This window comes from Mangrovibacterium diazotrophicum (assembly GCF_003610535.1).
Classification (GTDB): Bacteria; Bacteroidota; Bacteroidia; order Bacteroidales; family Prolixibacteraceae; genus Mangrovibacterium; species Mangrovibacterium diazotrophicum.
Window position 1 is genome coordinate 1,178,169 of sequence record NZ_RAPN01000001.1, and the last position, 22,477, is coordinate 1,200,645.

At 44.5% G+C, this 22,477-nt stretch carries 13 protein-coding genes; 4 read left to right on the forward strand and 9 right to left on the reverse strand.

Going from position 1 to position 22,477, the window contains the following annotated elements:
- Nucleotides 1–9: 9 nt before the first annotated feature.
- From BC643_RS04790 to BC643_RS04815, 6 genes are all read right to left on the reverse strand, one after another.
- Nucleotides 10–3,387 carry a glycosyl hydrolase gene (locus BC643_RS04790; RefSeq protein ID WP_120272015.1) on the reverse strand — a complete coding sequence of 1,126 codons (3,378 nt, stop codon included), beginning with the start codon at nt 3,385–3,387 and terminating at the stop codon, nt 10–12.
- A gap of 63 nt (nt 3,388–3,450) precedes the next feature.
- The gene (locus BC643_RS04795; protein WP_120272016.1) at nt 3,451–6,645 is read right to left on the reverse strand and encodes a TonB-dependent receptor domain-containing protein; all 3,195 of its coding nucleotides are present in this window, start codon (nt 6,643–6,645) and stop codon (nt 3,451–3,453) included.
- A 92-nt stretch (nt 6,646–6,737) separates the two neighbouring features.
- Nucleotides 6,738–7,973, reverse strand: coding sequence for a FecR family protein (locus tag BC643_RS04800; protein WP_120272017.1), 1,236 nt, complete (start codon nt 7,971–7,973; stop codon nt 6,738–6,740).
- An 89-nt stretch (nt 7,974–8,062) separates the two neighbouring features.
- The gene (locus BC643_RS04805) at nt 8,063–8,653 is read right to left on the reverse strand and encodes an RNA polymerase sigma factor (RefSeq protein WP_120272018.1); all 591 of its coding nucleotides are present in this window, start codon (nt 8,651–8,653) and stop codon (nt 8,063–8,065) included.
- 233 nt (nt 8,654–8,886) lie between these two features.
- Complete coding sequence (locus BC643_RS04810; RefSeq protein ID WP_120272019.1) at nt 8,887–9,651, reverse strand: GDSL-type esterase/lipase family protein; 765 nt, start codon at nt 9,649–9,651, stop codon at nt 8,887–8,889.
- Nucleotides 9,652–9,815: 164 nt separating this feature from the next.
- Complete coding sequence (locus BC643_RS04815; protein ID WP_120272020.1) at nt 9,816–11,042, reverse strand: glycoside hydrolase family 27 protein; 1,227 nt, start codon at nt 11,040–11,042, stop codon at nt 9,816–9,818.
- Between the two features lie 383 nt (nt 11,043–11,425).
- Between BC643_RS04815 and BC643_RS04820 the strand changes: the two genes are divergently transcribed.
- On the forward strand, nt 11,426–12,547 hold the full coding sequence (locus BC643_RS04820; RefSeq protein ID WP_120272021.1) for a dipeptidase: 1,122 nt from the start codon (nt 11,426–11,428) through the stop codon (nt 12,545–12,547).
- Between the two features lie 252 nt (nt 12,548–12,799).
- On the opposite strand, the gene BC643_RS04825 is transcribed toward BC643_RS04820, so the two are convergent.
- Nucleotides 12,800–13,669, reverse strand: coding sequence for an AraC family transcriptional regulator (locus BC643_RS04825; protein WP_120272022.1), 870 nt, complete (start codon nt 13,667–13,669; stop codon nt 12,800–12,802).
- A gap of 170 nt (nt 13,670–13,839) precedes the next feature.
- Here BC643_RS04825 and BC643_RS04830 point away from each other — a divergent pair, with 170 nt between their 5' ends.
- The 3 genes from BC643_RS04830 to BC643_RS04840 all read left to right on the forward strand — a co-directional run bounded on the left by BC643_RS04830 (nt 13,840) and on the right by BC643_RS04840 (nt 19,501).
- Entirely contained in the window at nt 13,840–15,216 is a 1,377-nt protein-coding gene (locus BC643_RS04830; RefSeq protein ID WP_170154453.1) for a TolC family protein, read from the forward strand.
- Nucleotides 15,217–15,287: 71 nt separating this feature from the next.
- Nucleotides 15,288–16,355: an efflux RND transporter periplasmic adaptor subunit gene (locus BC643_RS04835; protein ID WP_120272024.1), complete on the forward strand. Its 1,068-nt coding sequence runs from the start codon at nt 15,288–15,290 to the stop codon at nt 16,353–16,355.
- Between the two features lie 32 nt (nt 16,356–16,387).
- On the forward strand, nt 16,388–19,501 hold the full coding sequence (locus BC643_RS04840; RefSeq protein WP_120272025.1) for an efflux RND transporter permease subunit: 3,114 nt from the start codon (nt 16,388–16,390) through the stop codon (nt 19,499–19,501).
- A 396-nt stretch (nt 19,502–19,897) separates the two neighbouring features.
- On the opposite strand, the gene BC643_RS04845 is transcribed toward BC643_RS04840, so the two are convergent.
- On the reverse strand, nt 19,898–21,460 hold the full coding sequence (locus BC643_RS04845) for a glycoside hydrolase family 28 protein (protein ID WP_211337986.1): 1,563 nt from the start codon (nt 21,458–21,460) through the stop codon (nt 19,898–19,900).
- Nucleotides 21,453–22,433: a pectinesterase family protein gene (locus BC643_RS04850; RefSeq protein ID WP_120272026.1), complete on the reverse strand. Its 981-nt coding sequence runs from the start codon at nt 22,431–22,433 to the stop codon at nt 21,453–21,455. Before BC643_RS04850 ends, BC643_RS04845 begins: the two co-directional genes overlap by 8 nt.
- Nucleotides 22,434–22,477 lie beyond the last annotated feature (44 nt).

A 22,477-nucleotide genomic window follows, 5' to 3' on the forward strand; every position in this document is an offset into this window, starting at 1 on the left:
CTTTTTCAACTATTGAACACCTGCTTCTAACAAGCGCACTGGCCCCAACAAGCCGGAAGTCAGCAAACCGGATTCTGCCCTGTAAAAAGGCATTGTTGTGTAAGTTATTTTCTCAAAGACGCCTGGTTGCGCATCACCAATCAATCGGTTCACCCAAAGGTTGGTCACCTGAACTTCCAATTGGTTCTCGCCAGCCTGCACTGCATTCGTGATATCGACCCGGAATGGTGTTTTCCACACGATACCACAATTCTTACCGTTGACAATCACCTCGGCCAGATTCTTCACCTCGCCCAGATCGAGAATAATGCGACTTCCCTCCTGCATGTTATCGAGTTTGAAGCTGTTTTTGTAGCTGGCAGTACCCGAGAAGTATTTGATTCCCGCGTCTTCATTGTCCGTCCAGCTATCTAAATTCTCAAAGGTGCTTTCAGCCGGCGCACCTCTTTCAGGTTGGAAACCAACTTGCCATGGACCTTTGATTTCCTGAGCTACAGACTCAACAGTCATTGGTAATATCACAGACTTTTGTTTTGCTTTTTGTCCAAAGACTATAAAATCAGCATCATCCGGTTTTAGCGACAACGAGATGGTCGTCTGACCTTCTGCAATGTTATAGGATAGCGCAGACTTCTCTCCCGTTTCCGGGTTCCACAGTTCAGGTATTTTCCCATCAACCCTAAAAGTCAAGTCTACTTTTTCGCTCCTGGATTTTCGGTTATTCACCCAGTAAACTTCTGCTCCATCAACTGAACGATGCACATACATCAGGTCTGTATCCGGCTCAGGCATGCTGTATTCAAAATCAGGTTTCAGCCCGATCGCGTTCATGGCCGACTTAACCGTCATTCCCGAATAAACTGTACCATTGCCGATAGATTTTGCTTCACCTGCCACCCCGAATAAATCGTCGCACAAGCGGTTAAATTCAGTCTGATCATCTGATAAACTCAAATCCAAAGTTGGTCGGTTTCCAACAACAGTAGCGCCTGCCTGCACCAATTCGCGAATCTTCAGCAAAACCGGCAAAGTCATTTGCTTACAACTTTCGTCCAAAACCAGCACGCGATAAGTCGTTCCCGTTTTAGTTGTTAACCTTCCGTCCTGCACACCAATGACATTAATCAGGGCATCAGCATTGACAAAATCATAATTGTACCCCTCCGGAATTTCAGGTAGTTTATCGGCAAATAGCGCGGTAATATTTTGATCCTCCCCGTAGAGGTAAAGCACATCGGCAACGAAATGTCCTTGTTGCAGCAAATAGGAGCTGCGCGACAGATAGTCGCACCAAGCATGTGCCTGTTCGGCCCAGGTTTCGTGGCGATTAAACCACTGTCCGAAAGGTCCCAAGCCAAGTCCGGGAATTTTATCGTCTACCGGCTGATGCACTGAACAGTGAATGACAAATCGATTTAATCCGCTGGCTAACTCAAGATCGGCAGTCGGTTTTAAATTTTCTGGAGAATATTTCCAGGCAGCTTCCGGAACACCCAAAGCAGTTAAAGACTCTGCAGCTACTAAATTTTGGCCGTAAATATGAGCAACCGACGCCGATTCGCGGATATCCGCTTCGTGCCGGATCTGATCAGGACTGAGTCCTCCGGGCGTCCACATTGCTGCCATCGGCACTGCTGCCGTACGCTTCACCTCCATCCCGTCAGCGATCATCGCACGACCATTCTCGTGCGATTCAGAATAACGCTTCATCCCGTATTCATTCAAGATTGACGTTAAACCATCGTAATGATAATCGGACACCATTTCACTCAGGGTTTCGCGGAAATCAAACAAAAACTTCTCGCTCTCTTCCGCGCTTCCGACAATTGTGCCTGTTAAAACCGGCATCCACGGTAGCATGCTGTAACCTCTTCTCGCTTGAAACTCTTCGGGTAACTTCGCAGTCCAGTTTTGCGCCCCGGCTTCCCAACTATCGGTGACTAGGTATTGTAAGCCTCCTTGCTCTCCCATCAAGCCGCCAGTAGCATCCTTGTACTGATCGAGATAATTCGTGAAATATCTTCTGATGGCATCCGGGTCAAGCTTATCGACTTCCAAGCCTGTCGCTTCTTCCGATGCCGGGTGGTTTTCAATACCCAATAAGGAATAACCGAATCGAACGACTTTCCAACCTCCTTCGGGAGCTGTCCAGTTTAAATTCCCATCAGAATCCATCTGAGCTGTCAAATCCAAAATGGTAGCTGCATCTACGACATCGCTTGTTTCCCTTGTTAGTTTCTTATTCATAGCAGCAACCGGCGCATAAGCCGCTTTTTCTTCAAAACAGTTTACCACATCAATCGGATGCAGAACAATTTCAGCGATTTCAGTCCCCGGCAAAACTTCAGGCTTCACATCCATCCCAACGGCTGCTGCCAAGGGATTAAACTTCGGCGGTGGATTTTTGAAGGTTACGCGAAAATATTTAGCTGTTATTTCCGGGATGGCAAGCGTTTGTTGCAGGATCGCCCCCGGCGGAATATTACATACAAATTGAAATTCTTTTCCATCGTTACTCGCCAGCAACTGACGAGCGTCGGGAGCTGTAGCACCTTCGCCAAACATTCCGGGCTCTCCTCCTCCAACGACAGTTATTGCTTTGATTGTCTGCGCTTGTGGAAAAGCGAACTGAATCCAACCGGTTCCGGAAGAATGGTTTGGTAAAAGTGAGGTGGTTGCCAAATCACCGTCGGTTAGTTGATCGACCGTAAATTTGCCACCACTGGAACTTACGACTGCTCCCAAATCTTGTAGCGAACGATCGGCTTCAACGACCTTGTAAGCAACAACAGCCACATCCTGATAATAAGCAGGCAAGCGGGCAATATCCACAGGAACTCCAAACTCCGGCTGTTTCGGTATGTTTTGGAACGGCCCGGTCATATCTGATGGTTTCGCCAATTGAATGCCCGAATCTCCGGAATTCGCCCGGGTTTCAGTCCAAACCAATTTTTTCATGCCATCGGCAGGTTCAACCCAGGGACCTCCTGACTCGCTCCAGCCGGGAGAGCCGGCAATGGCCATTTCCAAATTCAGCGAATCAGCCAAATGGGCTGTCAGCTGAAAGGCTTCTTTCCATTCGGGCGTCATGTAAGTCAATCGCTTTTCTACGATTTGCGGCGTCATTAAAGCGGCATCAAAATTCTGAAAGCCACCAATCCCAACCCGCCTCATCCATGCCAGATCTTTACGAATACCATCCTGTGTAATATTGCCGTTCATCCAATGCCACCATACCCTTGGTTTGGCACTATCCGGTGGGCTCTGAAATTCAGTGTATAATTTATCGATCCGGTTATCACGTTGATCTGAACAACCAAAAAATCCAACGACTGCAACTGTGATGACGAGTGCCAGTATTCTTCGCTTAAAGGGTGCTTTTCTCATTTTTTACGGGTTTAGTAGTGCCCGCCATCCATATTGACTAAATGGCGGGCTATTGGTTTGTTATCAAAATTTATAAGACAATGTCACAAAATAGGCTCTTGGTGGCAAGCTCAAGGTTGAATAAACGGCGTCAGGATTGGCATCCAAGTCTTCCTGTGTAAATCCCTGGCGATCTAATGAACTCGGGAAACCACCCGGTGCCGACCAGCCCATCACACCATTTTGGTTGAACACATTGTTGATATTTAGCTGAATCTGCCATTTTGAGGTGAAATTATACCCAAAATTCAGATTTGTTTGGTTGTACGACGGTAAGTCGAAAACATTGGCCACATTTGCTGCCCGTTTTCCCAAGTAAGAGAAATCGGCAGAAACAAACATTTTGTCGGTGTTGTAGCTCGGAGATATCCGGATAATCGCATGAGCGCTGTTGTCCGTTTTATTTCCTGAAAAATCGATGATCACATCGTCGCCGCTTCCATTGTCACCCACATCCCAGGTTTGGAATTTTGTAGCAACTGCATCCTGGAACGTCGCGACAGTTCGTACGCTAAACCGATCTGTGAAATCATAAATACTCTCAATTTCAACACCAAAAGTGCGATATTCATTGTACAGTGTTGGCAAAGAATACATACCGTCTACACTTCCATCTTCACTTGCTACAGTTTGCTGTGGCACATTACTTAAGAAACTCAAAAATGGTGTCACAAATAAATTGTGCTTACGACCATTCATTTTATAACCAACTTCCAGCTGTTGAATTTTCTGACTTTGCGGGTCGAGATTGTCCAAAGCAAATTGATTGTCGATAGCAACAAAGATGCTCAGGTCCGGAGCTTTCTCCCCCTGTGAATAGCGACCGTAGACTGCAGATACATCTGTAAACTTGTAGTTCACACCGGCAGAAAATGAGAATGTATTCACAACCTGGTTATCATAAGAATACACTTCCGCAATATCCGATTCGTAATTGTCGTAAAGCGTGTAAATATTACCGTCATTCCCCCCATCATCGACCGCAGTTTCTGCTGCCCACTGGTTTTCTCCTTTTATCGCAATTCTCTCATAACGAATTCCCCAATCCAGGTTCAAGCCTTCGGTAATTTCCCAATTGTGCCCGAAGAAAAAAGCGGTCTGACTCTGCGTTGCTGCGATATAATCGAAAGGTGCACTGGCGCCAGTCCCGCCAATAATTCCATCCGGGTTCGTCACGTAATAAGTTTGTCCGTCAAATCCTTCCAACGTAATTTCAGTTTGGCTGGGGCGGGGTGAAGTCATTTGCGAGAATGACTCAGCGGCTCCAAAACCAGATAGCTGATCCAGCTTGGAATGGGCATAAAACATACCAGCGGTGAAACTCATGTTATTCAGCTTTTTCGAGATTGTCAGCTGATCGATGTATTCATCCATTTCATTTTCGAGATATACTACCGGGTTCATGAGCAACGAATTGGCCTGAATCGACTCTCCGGGAAAATTACTATCCAGCATGGTAAAATTGAATCCGGCAAAATTACCGTCAATGATATTTGGCGATTGCAATACTTTACCTAACAAATTACCGGTTTTCAGATCGTTAAAGGTATAAGTTCCAAAATGGCCCAATGTTCCGGCAATCGCATGGAAGATCAGGTTGTCAACTGCTATTGGATAGGCTACGGCAGTGGTATTCCAAACCGAGCTCTTCATGGAATAGCGCATTTTATTGTCGATTTTCCAGCCTTCGCCAAAATTCTGCTCCCAATTCATTCCGAATGATTTATCGATGGAATGAATTTTATCTCTTGAATCGAAATGGACGATCTTATCGGTTTGATTCACCCGAAAATCAGCTGTTACCGGTGGAATAAGCACGGAGTAATATTGTTTAACCCCATCAGCTAAACGTGGGTTATCGAAATCAACCGACGGTAAAAACTCAAACCAGGCATTTTTATCGTTTAAATATTTCGCATAAAATTTAATGCGTCCGGTAGTATAATTCTTAAGCAGGTTTGCTTTTATCTGTCCTCCCTCGTTCATCGGATAACCGGGATAACGCGCACCATCAGCACGACGGTAAAAACCCCCAATATTATAGCGCAATGTCTTCTCCGGATCGAGCGATCCTCCTAAGTCAAAATCGGCCCGATAATACGGATTCCGACCATTGCCTTCCAATCCGTACTTGGCCCGTACTTCGCCTTCAAACTTTTCACCACCGGTTTTCGACACGTAGTTGAAAATTCCACCCGGAGCATTATTTCCTAAAATAGAAGCGGTACCTCCGCGAACAGCTTCCAGTCTTCCTAAAGTTGCATCGGGACGTAAGTAGTAGTCGGGGCCATAGTTTCCAAAAGTAGCATTGGTTACCGGCAAACCGTCTTCCTGCATCGATACGTAATAGTAACCCGACTCACCATCGTTAGAACCAACAGAAACACCACGCGAATAAACGGTGTTGCGAATTTCACCTAAAGAAGTATTTACGAAAACACCCGGAACATTCTTCAATAAGTCGCCGGCACTGGTTACTGCAAGCTGTTCAATCTGCTGCGATTTTATGGCAGTGATTGCAACTGAAGCTTCCATACGGCTACGTGGGTCGAATACACCTGTTACAACAACTTCATCAACCCCCTGGGTGGATTCCTTTAAAACCACCTGAAACGAAGTTTGAGTACCGATAATAATGTCTTGCGATTCGAAACCAACAAAGGAGATTGAAAGAACCTGCGCATCAATGGGAACATCCAACGCAAAATATCCGTCCGGGTCGGTTATTGTACCAATGGTTGTGCCCTTCACAATCACGGTAGCACCAGGCACAGGATTCCCTTTGTCATCGTGAACAGTCCCTGAAATTTCCTTTTCTTTTTTCTGTTCGGCAGGAACAACAGAAGGCTCCGGACTGTCTTTCGGTTTGATAACGATTTGGCGATCGTAAATTTTATAAGTGGTGCCACTTCCTTCGAGCGCTTGTTCCAGAACGGCTTCGATATTGCCGTTTTCCACAATCACACTCACTTGCCGGTTCACATCCAGCTGGTTTTCGTTATAGAGTAATATGAATTCGCTGTTTTGCTCAATTTCCTGAAAAACTTCACCAACCGTCACCTTATTCAGTTTGAAGCTGAATTTGGTTTGTTGCGAGTAACTGCTGGCCGCCGACGAGACCAACGATATCAACACAAATAGAGTTAGCAGTTTCATTTTCAGCAAAATTTCGGACATACCTCTTCCGGAGAAGTACTTCCCTGTACGATTTTTTTTCATAATTTTGAACTGTTTAGATTTAACAATCGTAGTTTCTAAAACTACGTCAGTCGGTAAGTTTGCAGACTTGCCGACTTTTTTATTTCACTCGACTAGTTTGGTTTCATGCTAACATTGATTTGATTTCCCTGAATTTCGTATTGCATCCCACTTACGTCTGACAATACCATCAGCACGCTTTCCAAGGAGTCTTTTAAATCCAGTTTACCGGAGATGAATGCAAAATCGTCCATTTCTTGCACCTGCTTTTTTGCGCTTCCCTCAACAATAAACTTCACGTTATAATATCGTTCCAGTTTCGACATAACACGGTTCAGCGGTTGCTGGTGGAATTCCAGCCAGCCTTCAATCCAGGCAATCGACAAATCAGCATCAGGATCATCCTGGACCGAAATTGCCCGTTGCTCCTTGTTGAAACTCCCCTTTTGGTTGGGAGTTAAAATGGTTTCTCCCCTAAAAAGTTGATTCCGGGTCAAATCGCGCATCGCAACTTTCCCTTCCAGTAAAGTGGTTTCGATGACAGACTCGGATGAATAGGCGGTTAGGTTAAATTTCGTTCCCAGTACTTTCACTGCAATCGCCTCGGTGTTGACAATAAAGGGCTGTGCTGCGTTGTGAGCAACCTCAAAATAAGCCTCGCCCTCTAAAAATATCTTTCTCTCTTTCCCGTTGAACTGGTTTGGAAATGCCAGGCGACTTCCCGCGTTGAGCCAAACTTTAGTTCCGTCGGCCAACACAATTTTGGAGCGTTTGCCGTAAGGAATCACCACCTCGTTCATCTTTGTCGGATCGGTTGGCAGTTGTTTCATATCAATAACCCGTGTGCTGTCAATAATCAACTGCTCGTTGCCGGTCATTGCAATGTCCGAAGATTCGCTTTCCAACGGAACGGTTGTTCCGTCGGCTAAAACAATTTGCGATTGCTGTTGACCTGCCTCTTCCTGAGTGTTATTAAAAACATAGCCCGAAGGTTGTTTTTGTTGGCTGAAGTAGAACGCCGAAGCGCCAGCCACCAACAAACCAACAAATATGGCGGCGTAACGCATCGCCTTTTTGAACGGGTGAAGCTTGCGTTCTTTTTGGTACATCTGGTCGAACGATTCAATGTTCTTCCAGATCGTTTGAAAGTCTTCAGGCTTTAAGTTATCCGTCTGGTCGCGCAACATTTCAATCAAACGCCGGGCTTCATTCACAGATGGTTCAAAATCTGGATGATTGCTGAGAAACTGTTCCCAAAGCTCGTTGTGCGTTCCGTTGACAACCCAGGCGATAAAATCGCTGTTGTCAACCAATTCCTCAATTTTATAATGTAGATATTCTTTTTTCACGGTCGTATTCGATGCTTTTAACAGGATAAAGACACGGCCGTTATTTTTGTGGACAGGATTTTGGAGTTTTTTTCAAATTTTCACACAAATCACTGAAAATTAAGAACCAACAAAATCAATTGTTTGTCATTTTCAAGATGCTCCCGTAAAATTTTAATCGCACGGAATACCATTTTTCGGGCCGAATCGTATTTCAGCTTCATCAGCTCACAAATCTGTTCGTAATCGAAATCGCAGGTAAAACGATAATAGATAATTTCCCGCTGTTTGGGGCTTAGCTGTTGAAGGCTTCTCAGAATAATGCGTTCCCGATTATCCAGACTTTCCTTTTGCAGCAACTCTTCTTCCAGGTGATATCTGAGTTGCATTGCAGGCAAGTCGGTATTTAGTTGAAAGACTTTCGTATTCTCCGTTTTCTTCAAATTACGGCTCAATGCACGTCTATATGAACGTAGCAGATAAAAATAGACATTGTCGGTTGTTCCTAGTTTTGAACGGGTACGAATGAGATTGAAGAACAAATCCTGAATGGTGTCCTTGACGATTTCGCTATTGGAAGTGAATTTCTTGCCATAACTATAAAGCGAGTCTGCATAACGGCTATAAATTTCAGCAAGAGCATATTCCTCTCCATTCCTGAAATCATTCCACAGTAGAAAATCCTCGCTTGGTTTAGGCATTAGTAGGTTATTGTTTAACCAAAGATAGAATTTTGCGCATGATTGCAAAATGAGAAACAGCTATTCTGCAGGGGTAACTATTTTAAAACATCCGGATATTCGACGGGCGCCGCATTACCAACTGTTATTCCTCCATCATGATCAGAAAAGGTAGATTATTCAACTTTATCATTTATATGACGCTTCTCTTTTCTAAAAATCAACAGATAACAATCCTGCCAAATAACAGCTCGCTAGTTTCCAACCAACTCTTCCAGAATCGGCTTTTCAAAGGCCACCCACTTCTCATAGCCTTTCTCGCTCAGGTGAACGCCGTCAACCGTAAGTTCATTGGTTAATCCACCATCGGCATCAACAAACTGGGCGTACAGATCAATGAGCTTGTAATTTCCTTTTGCCTCGTTGGTTCTGATAATTTCGTTGACAACAAGAATATCGTCCTTCAGAAAAGGTCGGTTTGTTGGCAAAACTGTCCGAACAAAAATCCTGGTGTCCGGCGATTTACGATGAATCTCGCGGGCGATTTTCTCGATGTTTTTACCAACATACTCCGGCGAAGGCACAATCTTGTCGTACTTAAACCTTCCGCCGTCCATATCGTGATGCAGGTTAAACAAGTCATTGATCCCGATCAAAATGAAAACCGCCTTCGGTTTGAAATAGACAATCTCATCCATGCGTTTCAGCACACCATCGGTCAGGTCACCGGCAATTCCCCGGTTTCGAACTTCGACAGTCCCGAATTTCTCGCTCCAGTCCCGACCTTTCTCCGTGATGCTGTTACCAATAAACACGATGTCGCCAAAGTTCAGCGGCTCGCTCTTGAATACCTTAATGCGATCGCGGTAATGGCGTTGCGTCCAGTCGTTATGGTAGCGGGACACAATTTCACCACTTGGATACAAATTGTCCCTTTGCTCTGCTGAAAGTTCTATCGATTGCCCAAAGGATGCACTGCAGAAAGCGATCGTAAGCAGCAGGAATAGCGTTTTTTTCATGATCTTTAATTTGTTCTATTTTCTATTTAACAGACGAAAAAACAAGCTTAATCCCCACACTGAAGTTGCCGAAATACAGATAAAGAAGAATGTTTAGATTTTTAAAAACGCTCTGCCCAAATCCCGGTCTCCGACTTACTGTCGGCCATTCAAAACAGAAGTCACTATTTTACTTTTAAGACAACAATACCGTGTTCTGGAATTGAAAATTCCATCCCATCCTCTATCATTCCCAGATCTTCGTGCTTCCAAAGATCCCGAAAAGTTGCATTTTTATCAATTCCAAAGTCGCCGGTATTGAGTTCAAAATCAACCGCATCCTCTCCCCGATTCATAATAGCAATAGCCTTGGAATCACCGGCTTCACCCACCGGCTTTACCCAAACTTCAATACTACCTTCGGTGAGCACCCGTGTTGCCTGCTTAAAACCAGGATCCTGGTTTAGGGCGATTATTTCGGTATTTGTCAATATTTCGATGGTCTCCTCGGACATGTCGCGTAAATCATTGCCAGCCAGCAAGGGCGAGTTCAGCATGCACCACATCGAGAAGTGCGTTTTGTCTTCCTCGTAAGTCATTCCGCGGCCAACCTGCAGCATGTCCATATCGTTGTAATGCCCGGCTGAAGCGTATTTGGCTAAATCAACGTTGAGATCAATGATGTGTAAAATAGAAGAAAAATTAGCCTGAATATCTCCGGATATCCGCCAGGAGTCAGCTTTATGAATAGCCCATACACCTGGAAATTGCCACCTGCAAATATTGAAGACAATCGCACGATCAACGGCTTTCACTGCATCAATAATTTTCGTGTATTCGGTCTGCTCATCCAGTTGCATTTTCTCGCCACCGCACCAATCAACTTTCAAAAAATCATATCCCCACTTGTAGAAGAAAAGGTCGCAATCATCCTCCCAATGCCCGTAGATCCCGACACCAATACCGTTTTTATCATGGTCCCAAATGGAGCCACAGGTGTTTCGGCCAGCATCGGTGTAAATTCCGGCTTTCAATCCCAAACCATGAATGTAGTCGACTAACAGTTTCATCCCGGAGGGAAATTTTGCACGATCAACAAACAACTTGCCGGTTGAATCCCTTCCCCCGAAATATCCGTCGTCAATATTGATAAACCGGTAACCGGCATCATACAAACCGGAAGATATCATTGCATCAGCCTGCTCTTTGATCATCTCTTCATCAATATTCACGCGGAAATTGTTCCAGCTGCTCCAGCCCATGATTGGCGGTTTCGCTGTTCGAATTGTATCTGAATTCGTCCCCCCTGGCAACGTGTTCACATCCGGATTGTTTGCAGATGAATTATTTACGAAGGGTGACAACAATAGTACGGCTGCGGTAAACAGCGATCGATATTTCAATTTTTTCATCTTCTAGCAGGTTTGATTAGTTTGAAAAAAATAGTCGGAGACCGAAGCTAAAAAATTTAGCCCGGTATCCGACTATTCATTCACCAAAATCTACTAGCTGTCAACTTAATTGAAGTTGACGCCAGGCCGGAAATTGATGTCGCAATCCCCAAACCACCATTTACGAATATTTACATTTTAAGCCGGCAAATTCTCTAGAAACACCGCCTGACGCACATTTGAGTAATTTGAGAAGCGCACAACTCTTAATTTTACTTAAAAACAATTTTTTCAAAAACTTTTGCTCTTCCCGCTCAGTTAGAGGCTCTGACTTTCGTCCCATGTCGGGATGTGGTTTTATCAATCTTTGGTAGCGTTGAAAAACAAAATAGCATAAATCGATTATGGAGAGTACAAACAGAAATTGGTCGAGAAGACAGTTCATGGGAAGTATTGCCGGCGCAGGCGCCGCAGTGATGATGAATCCTTTTTCATCCTGGGCTAAAAGCCCCGTGGATCCGACAGTAGCGGCCATCATTGCCAAAACAATCGGAACTGACACGCACAACCATATGGATGTTCCGTTCAATGCGGAAGAATTCAAAACCCTGCAATATGATTTATTCGGAGAGATGAAGCAATCCGGCTTCTCGGCCATCTGCATGACCTTTTGTGTTGACCGCCCTAAGCTGACAAAAATGGGAGAAGCTTACGAGCGCTTTATCCTGAGCCTGGATGAAATGGACGAGATGCTGAAAGCCAACAAAATGAAGCGAGCACTGAATTTGGCTGATTTAAAGGAAGCACACAAAAAGAACCACCCTATCGTTGTTCAATCCGTTGAAGGCGGGCACTTTATTGAAGGAAAAATTGACCGGATTGAGGTGGCTTACCAAAGAGGATTGAGACATCTAGGCTTGCTGCATGATGGACAATCACTTGTTCCGCTTGGCGATATTTATACCAACCCGCCACACTTTGGCGGACTGACCGAATCGGGAATCGAAGTCGTCAAGGAATGTAACCGGCTCGGTATTTTGGTTGACCTCGCGCACTGCAGCAACGAAGGGATTGACGATGCGCTAAAAATATCAACCAAGCCAATGCTTGTTTCGCACACCGGGCTGAATACCCAGCTTGGCAGCAACGAAAAAATGGCCCAAATGATGATGCCCCGCCTGATCAGTAAAGAGCAGGCTAAAATATTGGCCAACGCCGGCGGTGTTATCGGCGTTTGGACGCACCTTGCCGACTCGCCAACCGTGTATGCTAAAAATGTCCGGGCCATGGTCGATGTGGTTGGTGCAGATCATGTTTGCATTGGCACCGACTCAAAAATGGCCCCGCCAAGTAATTCGAACGAACGATTTGGCAGAAAAACCAACCTGACATGGGGAGATGGACAGGAAGGATTCCTCTACTATGTTGTAGATGCGATGCTTAAAGTCGGTTTTACCGAAGATGAAATCGTGAAAATTGCGGGAGGCAACTACTGTCGCATTTTTGACGCGGCAACCAGCGTTTAATTTCGTAAGGCACCATTATATACAAGAAAGGTGTTCCGCAAATTTTTGCCGTACACCTTTTCTTTTTCCTTGATTTTCGAGCACCAACAACGCGGTCCGATTAATTATCAATGCCGGCGGCCTCAATGAGGCTAACGGAACATATAAGTTGGACACAAAAACTAAAAGGAATCGTGACTTGCATTCTCTGATGGATAAACATGGTGGTGTTGGAGACCGTCCACTTTTACACCACACAAATGATAAAACTGTTCAGCTTTCCCGGTAAGTTTTAGGAGACTCTCCGGAATAACGTTTGAAATATTTACCGAAAAAAGATTGTGAAGGGAAATTCAGGGAGTGACTAATTTGCTGGATAGTCATATTCGTCGACTTCAATAAGGCTTTTGCTTCCAGAATCACAAAATCGTTGATCCAGTCACTAGCCGATTTGCCACTAGTATCTTTCACTACTTTCGATAGGTACTTCGGTGTCAAAAACAACTCATCAGCATAGTAGTCAAGGCCTCGCTGCTCCCTGTACTTCTCCTTCACCAGGTGAAAAAAGCGTTCCGTCAACAATTCTTGCTTCGATTTCTTACTCTCCAAATCCAAATTCTGAAACTTGTGATTCAATGCATAAAAGAAGGCCCGGCTCAAATGCCTGATCATCTCAGCGCGATTCGAATTGTCCTTCATCCGCACCGTTTTTAAAAACATGTTATAATAATCCAATGCCAGGTCTAATTCATCTGGATTCAGTGGTAGCCATGGATGATCAGAAATAGACCGAAAAAGCGGAAAACGATCATAGGCATCAATTATAAGTGTATTCGAAAATTGTTTGGACATGGTAATAAATCGCCCTTCGAAATCATCGCTCGTCCCCTTGTTTTGCAGGATCTGGTCAGGCATAATAATCAAAATGCCAGGACCAGTCACGTTGTATTCCTTTAAATTGAGAAGTCCATTCAAGGTTCCCTTTATGCAAATAACAATAACACTGATATCGAGCTTAAACGGGTATTGAGTTTCAGGGAGGGCGACATACTCATCTTTTAAGATATAATCCAAATCAATGGAATCAATCTCCGAAAGCTGAATCTTACTTCGCCAGTTCAAAGGCGTAACAACATTTTCCATTTTCGACTTTTCAGACAAATTTAGGACTTATTTTCTCAATTTTAAATCTAAATACACCATATAGTCCAATTTAGTAGTCCTTTAAACCTTTTTTGGCCAATACCGCACTTATATCTTTGCACCCAACAAAAGTCTCAAAGCATATGAAAAGCAGAAAAGCAAGAACAATTATGAAATTAAAGTTACTCGTTTTGATTTTCCTATTTGCCATTCCCGGGGTAGAAGCACAGGACCAGCAAAAAATGAACATTTCGCAGATGCTGGAATTTGCAACCAAAAACAATTATGATTTACGCGAGGCAAAGTTCAACCAAATGCAAAGTGAACTGTCTGTCAGAGAAACCAAAGCACATGGACTTCCTAAAGTGGACGGAGAAATGGATTACAAAAACTACCTGAGTCTCCCGACGATAATCCTACCGGGAGAATTGACAGGTGTTTCGGGTGCTCCGGATATTGAAGCTCAGTTCGGGAAAAAACATAACCTGGACGCCTCGATCCAGTACTCACAATTACTTTTCTCGCTAAAATATGTCAACTCGGTAAAAACCACTGAAAAAGTACAGGAGATCAGGGGCCTTGAGGTTGAAAAATCGAAAGAGGAACTGGTTCAATTGCTTTACTCTGAATATTACAACTTGCTGGCGATCTACAAAAACCTCGAAATTATTGAGGGAAATATGGAATCGTTGCAATTGAACCGGCAAACTGTTTCAGCAATGGTTACGTCGGGCGTTGCACTGCAAACCGATTTGGATAAGATCGATGTCAGCTATGCAAACCTGGAGGCCAGCCGCGAAAACGTCTTGTCGGGCATTAAGGTACAAACCAATAACCTGAAATACATCATCGGAATGGAGCCGGATGTTCAGCTGGAAGTCGATACGACGGGCTTTAGCCAACAGTTTGCCAATGCACAATTCATCAACAAATACCAGGATGGCGATTTCGACGCGGACAATCTGATTGAGGTAGAGATCCTGAATAAAAACCTGGAATTGAACGACCGCCAAATAAAACTGGCCAAGTCGGAAGTTACACCAACAGTTTCATTCTATGGAAGCTACATATACCAGGCCCAGCGCGATGAATTCAATCTATTTAAGTCGGGGGAAAACTGGTTCAACACAAACCTGATTGGTGTTAAAGCGACCATCCCGATTTTCTCAGGATTAGGCAACAAAGTAAAAGTAAACCAAGCGAAAATTGATCTGGAAATTACGCAGGACAAACTTGCAAAAGCCAAACAAGGGCTAAACCTGAAATATCAAAATGCCATGAACACCTACCAGTCGAGCTTGAAGAACTGTCGCATTCAGACAAAGAATGTGGCCCTGGCCGAAAATGTAAAAAAACAGGAGGAAGTGAAATACAAAGAAGGCATTGGGACACTCACCGACTACCTGATTTCGGAAACAGATTACAGAAATGCCCAAATCAATTTTGTTCAGAATTTTCTGAATATGAAAAAAGCAGAGATTGATGTTCTGAAAGCGAAGGGATTGCTTACCTCATATGCACACATAAATCAAGATAATCCACAATAAATCAACACATCCCCAAGGATTGAGACCAATCAAATTAGTTCTGTTAACTCGAAAAAATAAATAATCGAACAATGAAAAAGACATTTAAAACATCGCTTTACATCATAACTGCTCTGCTGGTTTGCGGATTGGTATTTTTCCAGCTAAAGCGCAACAAAGCCGAAACGGCAAAGATCACTGCATTAGCCTCCATGACCGGTAATTTCTACCCGGTTAAAGCTACAACAATTGAAGAGCAGGAAATAAATAACACCATCGAAACCAACGGTTTTTTACGTTCGGAAACCGACCTCGATGTTCTTTCGGAAACGCAAGGAATTATCCAGAAGATTTACAAGGAAAAAGGCGACTACGTTCGCAAAGGCGACATTATAGCAAAGGTTGACGACGAACTGTTTGCCGCTCAGCTTTCGGCTGCCAAAGCAGCATACGAGCAACTGAAAAAAGAGGTCGACCGATTTACAACGCTACACGAACAACACGCCGTGACCAGCCAGAAGTTGGAAGAAATCAAGTTAAACTACCAATCAGCAGAAGCGCAGTATATTTCGGCCAAACGCCAGTTTGAAGACACACGCGTAAAAGCACCGATTGACGGGTTTATTGAAAACGACTTCATCGAGGAAGGACAATACCTCAATCGCAACCAAAAAGTATGCAACATCATCGATGCTCAAAAGTTAAAACTTGATATCGCAGTCTCAGAGCAAAACTACCGCTACATTTCCTTGGGGCAACAAACAACAATCACCTCTCCGGTTTACCCGAATGTAAAATTTGAAGGCAAGATCAGCTACATCGGTAAAAAAGCGGGATACGGCAACACTTTCGATGCCGATGTGCAAATCGTCAACGATGATAATCACCAGTTGAAAGCAGGTATGTTTGTTACCGCATCAATTGCCCAAACAAAAGAAATCCCTGGAATTTACATTCCCCGTAACGCCATCAACGGATCACTTAAAGATGCGTCGGTTTACGTCATCGAAAACGAAATCGCTAAATCGCGCGAAGTGACTACCGGCCAGATTGTGAACGATCAGGTTGAGATCGTTGCTGGTCTAAAGGCAGGCGATCAAATTGTAACTGAAGGAAATTACAGCATTTTCGATGGTGCAAAAATTAGAATTACACAATAAGCCCAACTAATAATTTTAAAAAGTTTGAATAGATGAAACTCGTAAGTTTATCGATACGACGGAGCACTGTTCCGATCGTATTGTTCACCATATTGATTCTTCTGGGCTTATTCTCTGCATCCAAAATCAAGTATGCACTGATGCCCGAGATTACAACAGCCACCGTTGTTGTTTCTACGGTTTACCCGGGAGCAGGACCAAACGAAGTACAGCAGTCTGTCACCATCCCTATTGAAGATGCTGTCGCATCGCTAAGTGGAATTGAAGAAATAGAATCCAGCTCGATTGAGAACCTTTCATTGGTAAAGCTCTCTCTGAAACTGGATGCCGATGTTGATGTTGCCATTCAGGAAGCAACACAGAAAATCAACAGTATCGTAGCCGACCTTCCATCAGAAATCCGAACGCCCTCTATCGAAAAGTTCGACCTGAACGCGCTCCCGATTTTCATCGCCGGGGTGACATCTGACAAACCTGCTAATGAATTCTACGAATTCGTCGACAACCGGATCAAGCCCGAATTGGCGAGCATCCCCGGAGTCTCAAGGGTTGAACTGGCCGGTGGTCTGCACCGTGAAATAAAAATCATGCTTGATCCCCATAAGCTGGAAGCCAACAAGCTCAACCTACTGGAAGTATCGAAAATGGTTGAGTTTGCCAATATGGATTTGCCTACCGGAAAATTGAAGACGAAGACCAATGAAATGACCATTCGGCTATCCGGCAAAATCCGCACGATCGACCAGCTGAAAGATATTATTGTCGGAGCCTCGGACAACGGTACCGTCGTAAAACTGGGAGATATCGCCGACATTTATGACGGTGTGGCCGATCCTGACAAAATAACCCGGATAGATGGTAGCGAGACAATCGGTATTGAAATCAGCAAGCAAAAAGATGCCAATTCGGTCGAAGTTGCCAAGTTGGTTCGCCTGAAGTTTGACGAACTGGAGGCAAGTTACGAAAAAGACAATCTCAAGTTCAAAACGGCCGACGACCAGTCCCGTTTTACCATCGCTGCATCCGACGCCGTAATGCACGACCTCGTACTGGCAATCATCCTGGTATCGCTCATTATGTTGGTGTTTCTGCACAGTATGCGTAACTCGATTTTCGTATTGGTAGCGATCCCTACTTCCTTGATTTCGACCTTCACTGCCATGTACCTGTTCGGTTTCTCCTTCGACCTCATTAGTTTAACATCGCTCTCTCTTGTGGTAGGTTCGTTGGTTGACGACGCGATTGTGGTTATTGAAAACATCTACCGTCACATGGAAATGGGCAAAAACCGGATACAGGCATCGTACTTCGCCGTTAAAGAATTGGGGATGACCGTTACAGCCATTACGCTGGTTTTGGTCGCTGTATTCCTTCCGATCGCCTTTGTGACCGGAGTCGTTGGCGATATTTTGCGCGAGTATGCTGTAACCATCGTGGTGTCCATGCTCCTGAGTTTGCTTGTATCGTTCACTCTTGTACCATGGATGACTTCCAAATGGGCCAAACTGGCTACGCCGAAAAATAACTTCCTTGGCAAACTACTCGCTATTTTTGAAAGCGGAATCGATCGCTTCAATAAAGTTATTCATGGAGCCATGCTTTGGTCTCTCAAGCACAAAGTTCTAACTCTTATTGCCTCAGGCGTTTTGTTCTTTGGAACGTTCTACCTCTTCCCTGCCGGATACATTGGAGCCGAATTTACATCGGCCGGAGACCGTGGTTCTTTCATACTAAGAATGGAATTTCCGCACAATATCAGCCTGGAAGAGAATAACAACACGACGCGTAAAGTTGAAGAGTTTTTAATGAATCAGCCGGAAGTGGACATGGTTTATGCAACCGTTGGTAAAAAATCGGGCATGGTTACTACATCTACAACGCCCTACTTCAGTGAGGTTAGTGTGAATATGATTCCACTGGATCAGCGTTCCGTATCAACCAATATTTTTGCTCGTAAAATCCGGGCAAAGCTCGAAGAAATGATCATCGGGGCAAAGATCAAAGCGGTATCTGTTAATATCATGGGTAGCGAAGATGTTCCGCTGAAATATTACGTTGTCGGACAGGACATTGACAGTGTAATGGAATACTCTCAAAAAGCTCTTCAGGCTCTAAAATCGATCGACGGTACTGTCGAAACCGAACTCAGTGTAGACCTGGCAAACCCGGAGTACAAGATTGAGGTTGATCGTGATAAAATGACCAAGCTGGGATTGAACCTGGCCAGCGTTGGAGGTGTCCTGAGAACTTCGTTCGCCGGTAACACCGATAACAAGTTTCGTGATGGCGAACAGGAATATGACATTAACATTCAATTGAACGAAGCAGACCGTCGTACAAAAAAGGACCTTGAGAATATTACCTTCATCTCATCGAGTAGCGGCGAGTTGATTAAGCTGTCGCAATTTGCGGACATCACCGAAAGCTCAGGCCCTTCAAATCTGGAGCGCTACAATCGTTCGCCGTCTGTTCAATTAACAAGCCAGATAATCGGAGTATCACAAAGTAAAGTGCAAAGTGAATTTGATCAAAAGCTGAAAGAGATCAAAGCTCCTGAATCAACCAAGGTAACAACTTCCAAGCAGACGCAATTGATGGCTGATTCGTTTACTGACCTGGGAATGGCCTTTTTAGCCGCAATTATCTTCGTGTATTTGATTATGGTTGTTCTTTACAACAGCTGGGCCGACCCGTTCATTGTGATGTTCTCCATCCCGTTGTCGATTACCGGTGCTATTTGGGCACTCGCCTTGACAAACCTCACCTTAAACATTTTCTCTATTTTGGGGATCATCATGCTTGTCGGTCTGGTTGCTAAAAACGCGATCCTGATTGTAGACTTTGCCAACGACCTGATGCGTGAAGGAAAAGCACTGACTGCAGCAATCTCGGAAGCAGTAGAGCTTCGTTTCCGCCCAATCCTGATGACCAACGTTTCGATGATCATCGGTTTGCTCCCACTCGCCTTCTCGCAAAGTGAAGGTGCCGAATGGAAAAACGGTATTGGTTGGACCCTAATTGGTGGGATGACCGTTTCAATGGTTCTCTCCATGATTATCGTCCCCGTCGTCTATTACATCGTAAAAAGACTTCAGCAAAAAATGGGCTTAGACAAAAAAGAAGAGATTGTATTCGAAGAAGCATAGATACCTCGAGTTTCATATAATTTGCTTATGAAACGTGAATCCGTTAATCCATGAACAGAACAGAAACAAAAGCCAGGGAGAATATTTCCCCTGGCTCTTTTGTTTTACTGAACTCCACGTGGATTACCATCCATGTCTTTCAGTACAAAGCAAACACCGTCGTTAGTCCTGAAATCTCCGTTCTACGGGTCTGCAAACAAGTCGTATGTTGTTCTATCGAATTTCTGAATAACCGCAAACTCATACTTGTCAATGGCAAGAGCATTGGATCAGTAGAGCTTGTTCCAACCAAGCTGACCTTTGCAAATGGAGCAAATTCTCAGCATTACCAACAAAGGCTGTCCAAATTTAAATTGAACAGCCTTCGATATATCTTCAACGGACGTAGCCCGAATATTATTTATCGTTGTTTTGGATTCCCTGCTTCACCGCATTCATAAAGTTGGTGCCCCAAACAACATCGCTGTCGTCGGTTTGCAGAAATACATCAGCAGGAACAGTCTGAAAACAATTGTTCACCAGCACGCTCTTCGACTCCTTTACTTCAACAATAGCCTGATCCGCCAGTGGTGCCATTGAGCGAACATCATTCAATACAACACCGTCGCATTTCGTGAAACTCAACGAGGGACCTTTTTCGGTTGCAATAGAAATATTGTTGAAATGCAGATTCGTGGCGGTCTCTGCGGTGAAACCTTCTTTGGCGGTCATATTGATGTTGCTGAAAGAAATCTCGTTAACAGGCATTTCTTCAATTCCCGTAATAAAGCCAACTTTATTCACATCGACTCCCGTTACATTGCTGATGTGTACGTTCCGGAAAACAGGAGTCCGTTCGGTAACCGGTTCGGGCGTTGATGTCTTGTCGTAAAACAGGTTGAAGATGAAGGCATTTTTACTGATGTTGCGCATCACAATATTTTCCACCCGGATATTCTCAACCACGCCTCCACGCCCGCGCGAAGCTTTCAAACGAATACCCGCATCGGTACCATTAAATACACAGTTTGAAATGGCGACATTGCGCACGCCGCCCGACATTTCGCTGCCAATAACCACACCGCCGTGACCGGAAAGCATGATACAATTGGTGATGGTGATGTTTTCGCAAGGTTTCCCGTAATCGCGACCGTTAAAGTCGCGCCCCGACTTGATGGTTACACAGTCGTCGCCAACGCTGATAAAGCAATCCGACACGCGCAAATTACTGCACGACGAGGGGTTGATGCCGTCGGTATTCCAACCGTCATCGGGGTTCTTGATTTTGATGCCATGCACCAGCAAATCGTCGCAACCAACCGGATTAACCGTCCAAAAAGGTGAATTCTGAATGGTTACACCTTCGATGGTAACATGATTACACTCCTGAAACTGGATAAACGGCGGCCTGAAAAAGCGATGCTGCAACGATTTCTCATAGTATTTCTCGACCTTTAAATCAGCATTTTGGTCGAGCCACATTTGCTGAAATTTATTCGGTTGCAGAATGGAGCCATCAGCATACACTTTATACTGCTGTTTTTTGACCTCCTCCCACCAGGCTTTACCGTTTCCTTCCAGCGTACCTTCACCTTTGATTGCAATATTCTCGGCACCCTTCGCATAAATCAGCGGCGAAAAGGTTTGCATGAAAATCCCTTCCCAACGCACCTCGCGAAAAGGCAGGTAATCGTCAAAATCGGTCGAGAAGCTGAGCGTCGCACCCGCTTCAATTTGCAGGGTAATGTTGCTCTGCATGGTAATAGCCCCGGTCAGATAAGTTCCGGCCGGAAAATAGATCGTTCCCCCTCCAGCCTCAGCTGCCTTTTGAATCGTCTGATTAATTAGTTCGGTGCATTTAACCTGCCCTTTTGTATCAGCTCCCAATTCCTTTATATTATAAGTTTCTGCTTTTAGCTGTAACGCCATAAGCAGAAGTATAATTCCCAGAGTACATTTCAATTTCATCGATTTATTCATTTTTATCCGATTTTGGTCCATCCAAATTCCATTCACTGCAAGAGCTAAAAATAGTCTTCAGTGTATATTTCTTCGCTTTTTTTTTACTCAACTGATGCGACCAGCTGACACGCTCCGAAATGTCAGCACCTTTGCCAGTATTCCCGTATTCCGCGTAAAAGCTCGTCTTTTCGCGTTCCGGTTTCGACCAATTGTGCCAACCTTCGGGTCGAATATGGCCTCCCATTTCGCAAGCGATAAAAACAACCTTTGCATAATCGCGCCAGGGACGCCCCAGGTAAACTTCAGTCACCTCCGGATCGGCGGTCAATTTACAATTTCGAAAAAGATAGCCATACACATTTCCCTGCGGCGTGCTCGCTGCGGTGATGTACGAATTCTTTTTACTGTGAATCGTACAATCGTCGAACACGGCCGTTGAAGCACCGAAAATAAAATCGGTTGTTCCTGAAATGTAACAGTCAGCGAAATACTGCCGGCTCTTTTGTCCGGCGGCATAAATCGTGTCCTGATCACCCAAAATGTTACAGTTTACCGCTTTAAAATAGTCGCCCTCCACATGCAAAGCAACCGCCTGGCCCACCTCACCTGCTGAATTCTCGATGGTGAGGTTTTGAATGGTCACATGATCGGCTGTGATTTTCACCGTGTAACTGTTAAAAGTCCCGATTCCTGGTTGTCCGGCGTGATCGTCATTGGTAATAATAGTATGCTCGCGGCTTTCACCGACGAGCGTCAGGTTGGTTTGAAAAGAGTCGATCAGAACTTTCTCATGATATGTTCCGTCTTTTATGAAAATTTCTTTCGTCTCGGAAGGAAAAGCTCCACAAGCTGTTACAGCCTCCTGAATACTGGTATAATCACCCGAGCCATCGAGCGCTACAACCATTTGCTTTTTTCCGCTTGCAAAAACCTGCGGCATAGCCATCAAGCAGAAGCAAACAGCAATTAAAACAGCGTTTATTTTATTCATTTGTTTTAGTCGATTTAGGTCGAGAGAAAGTCCCCCCTGAGCAA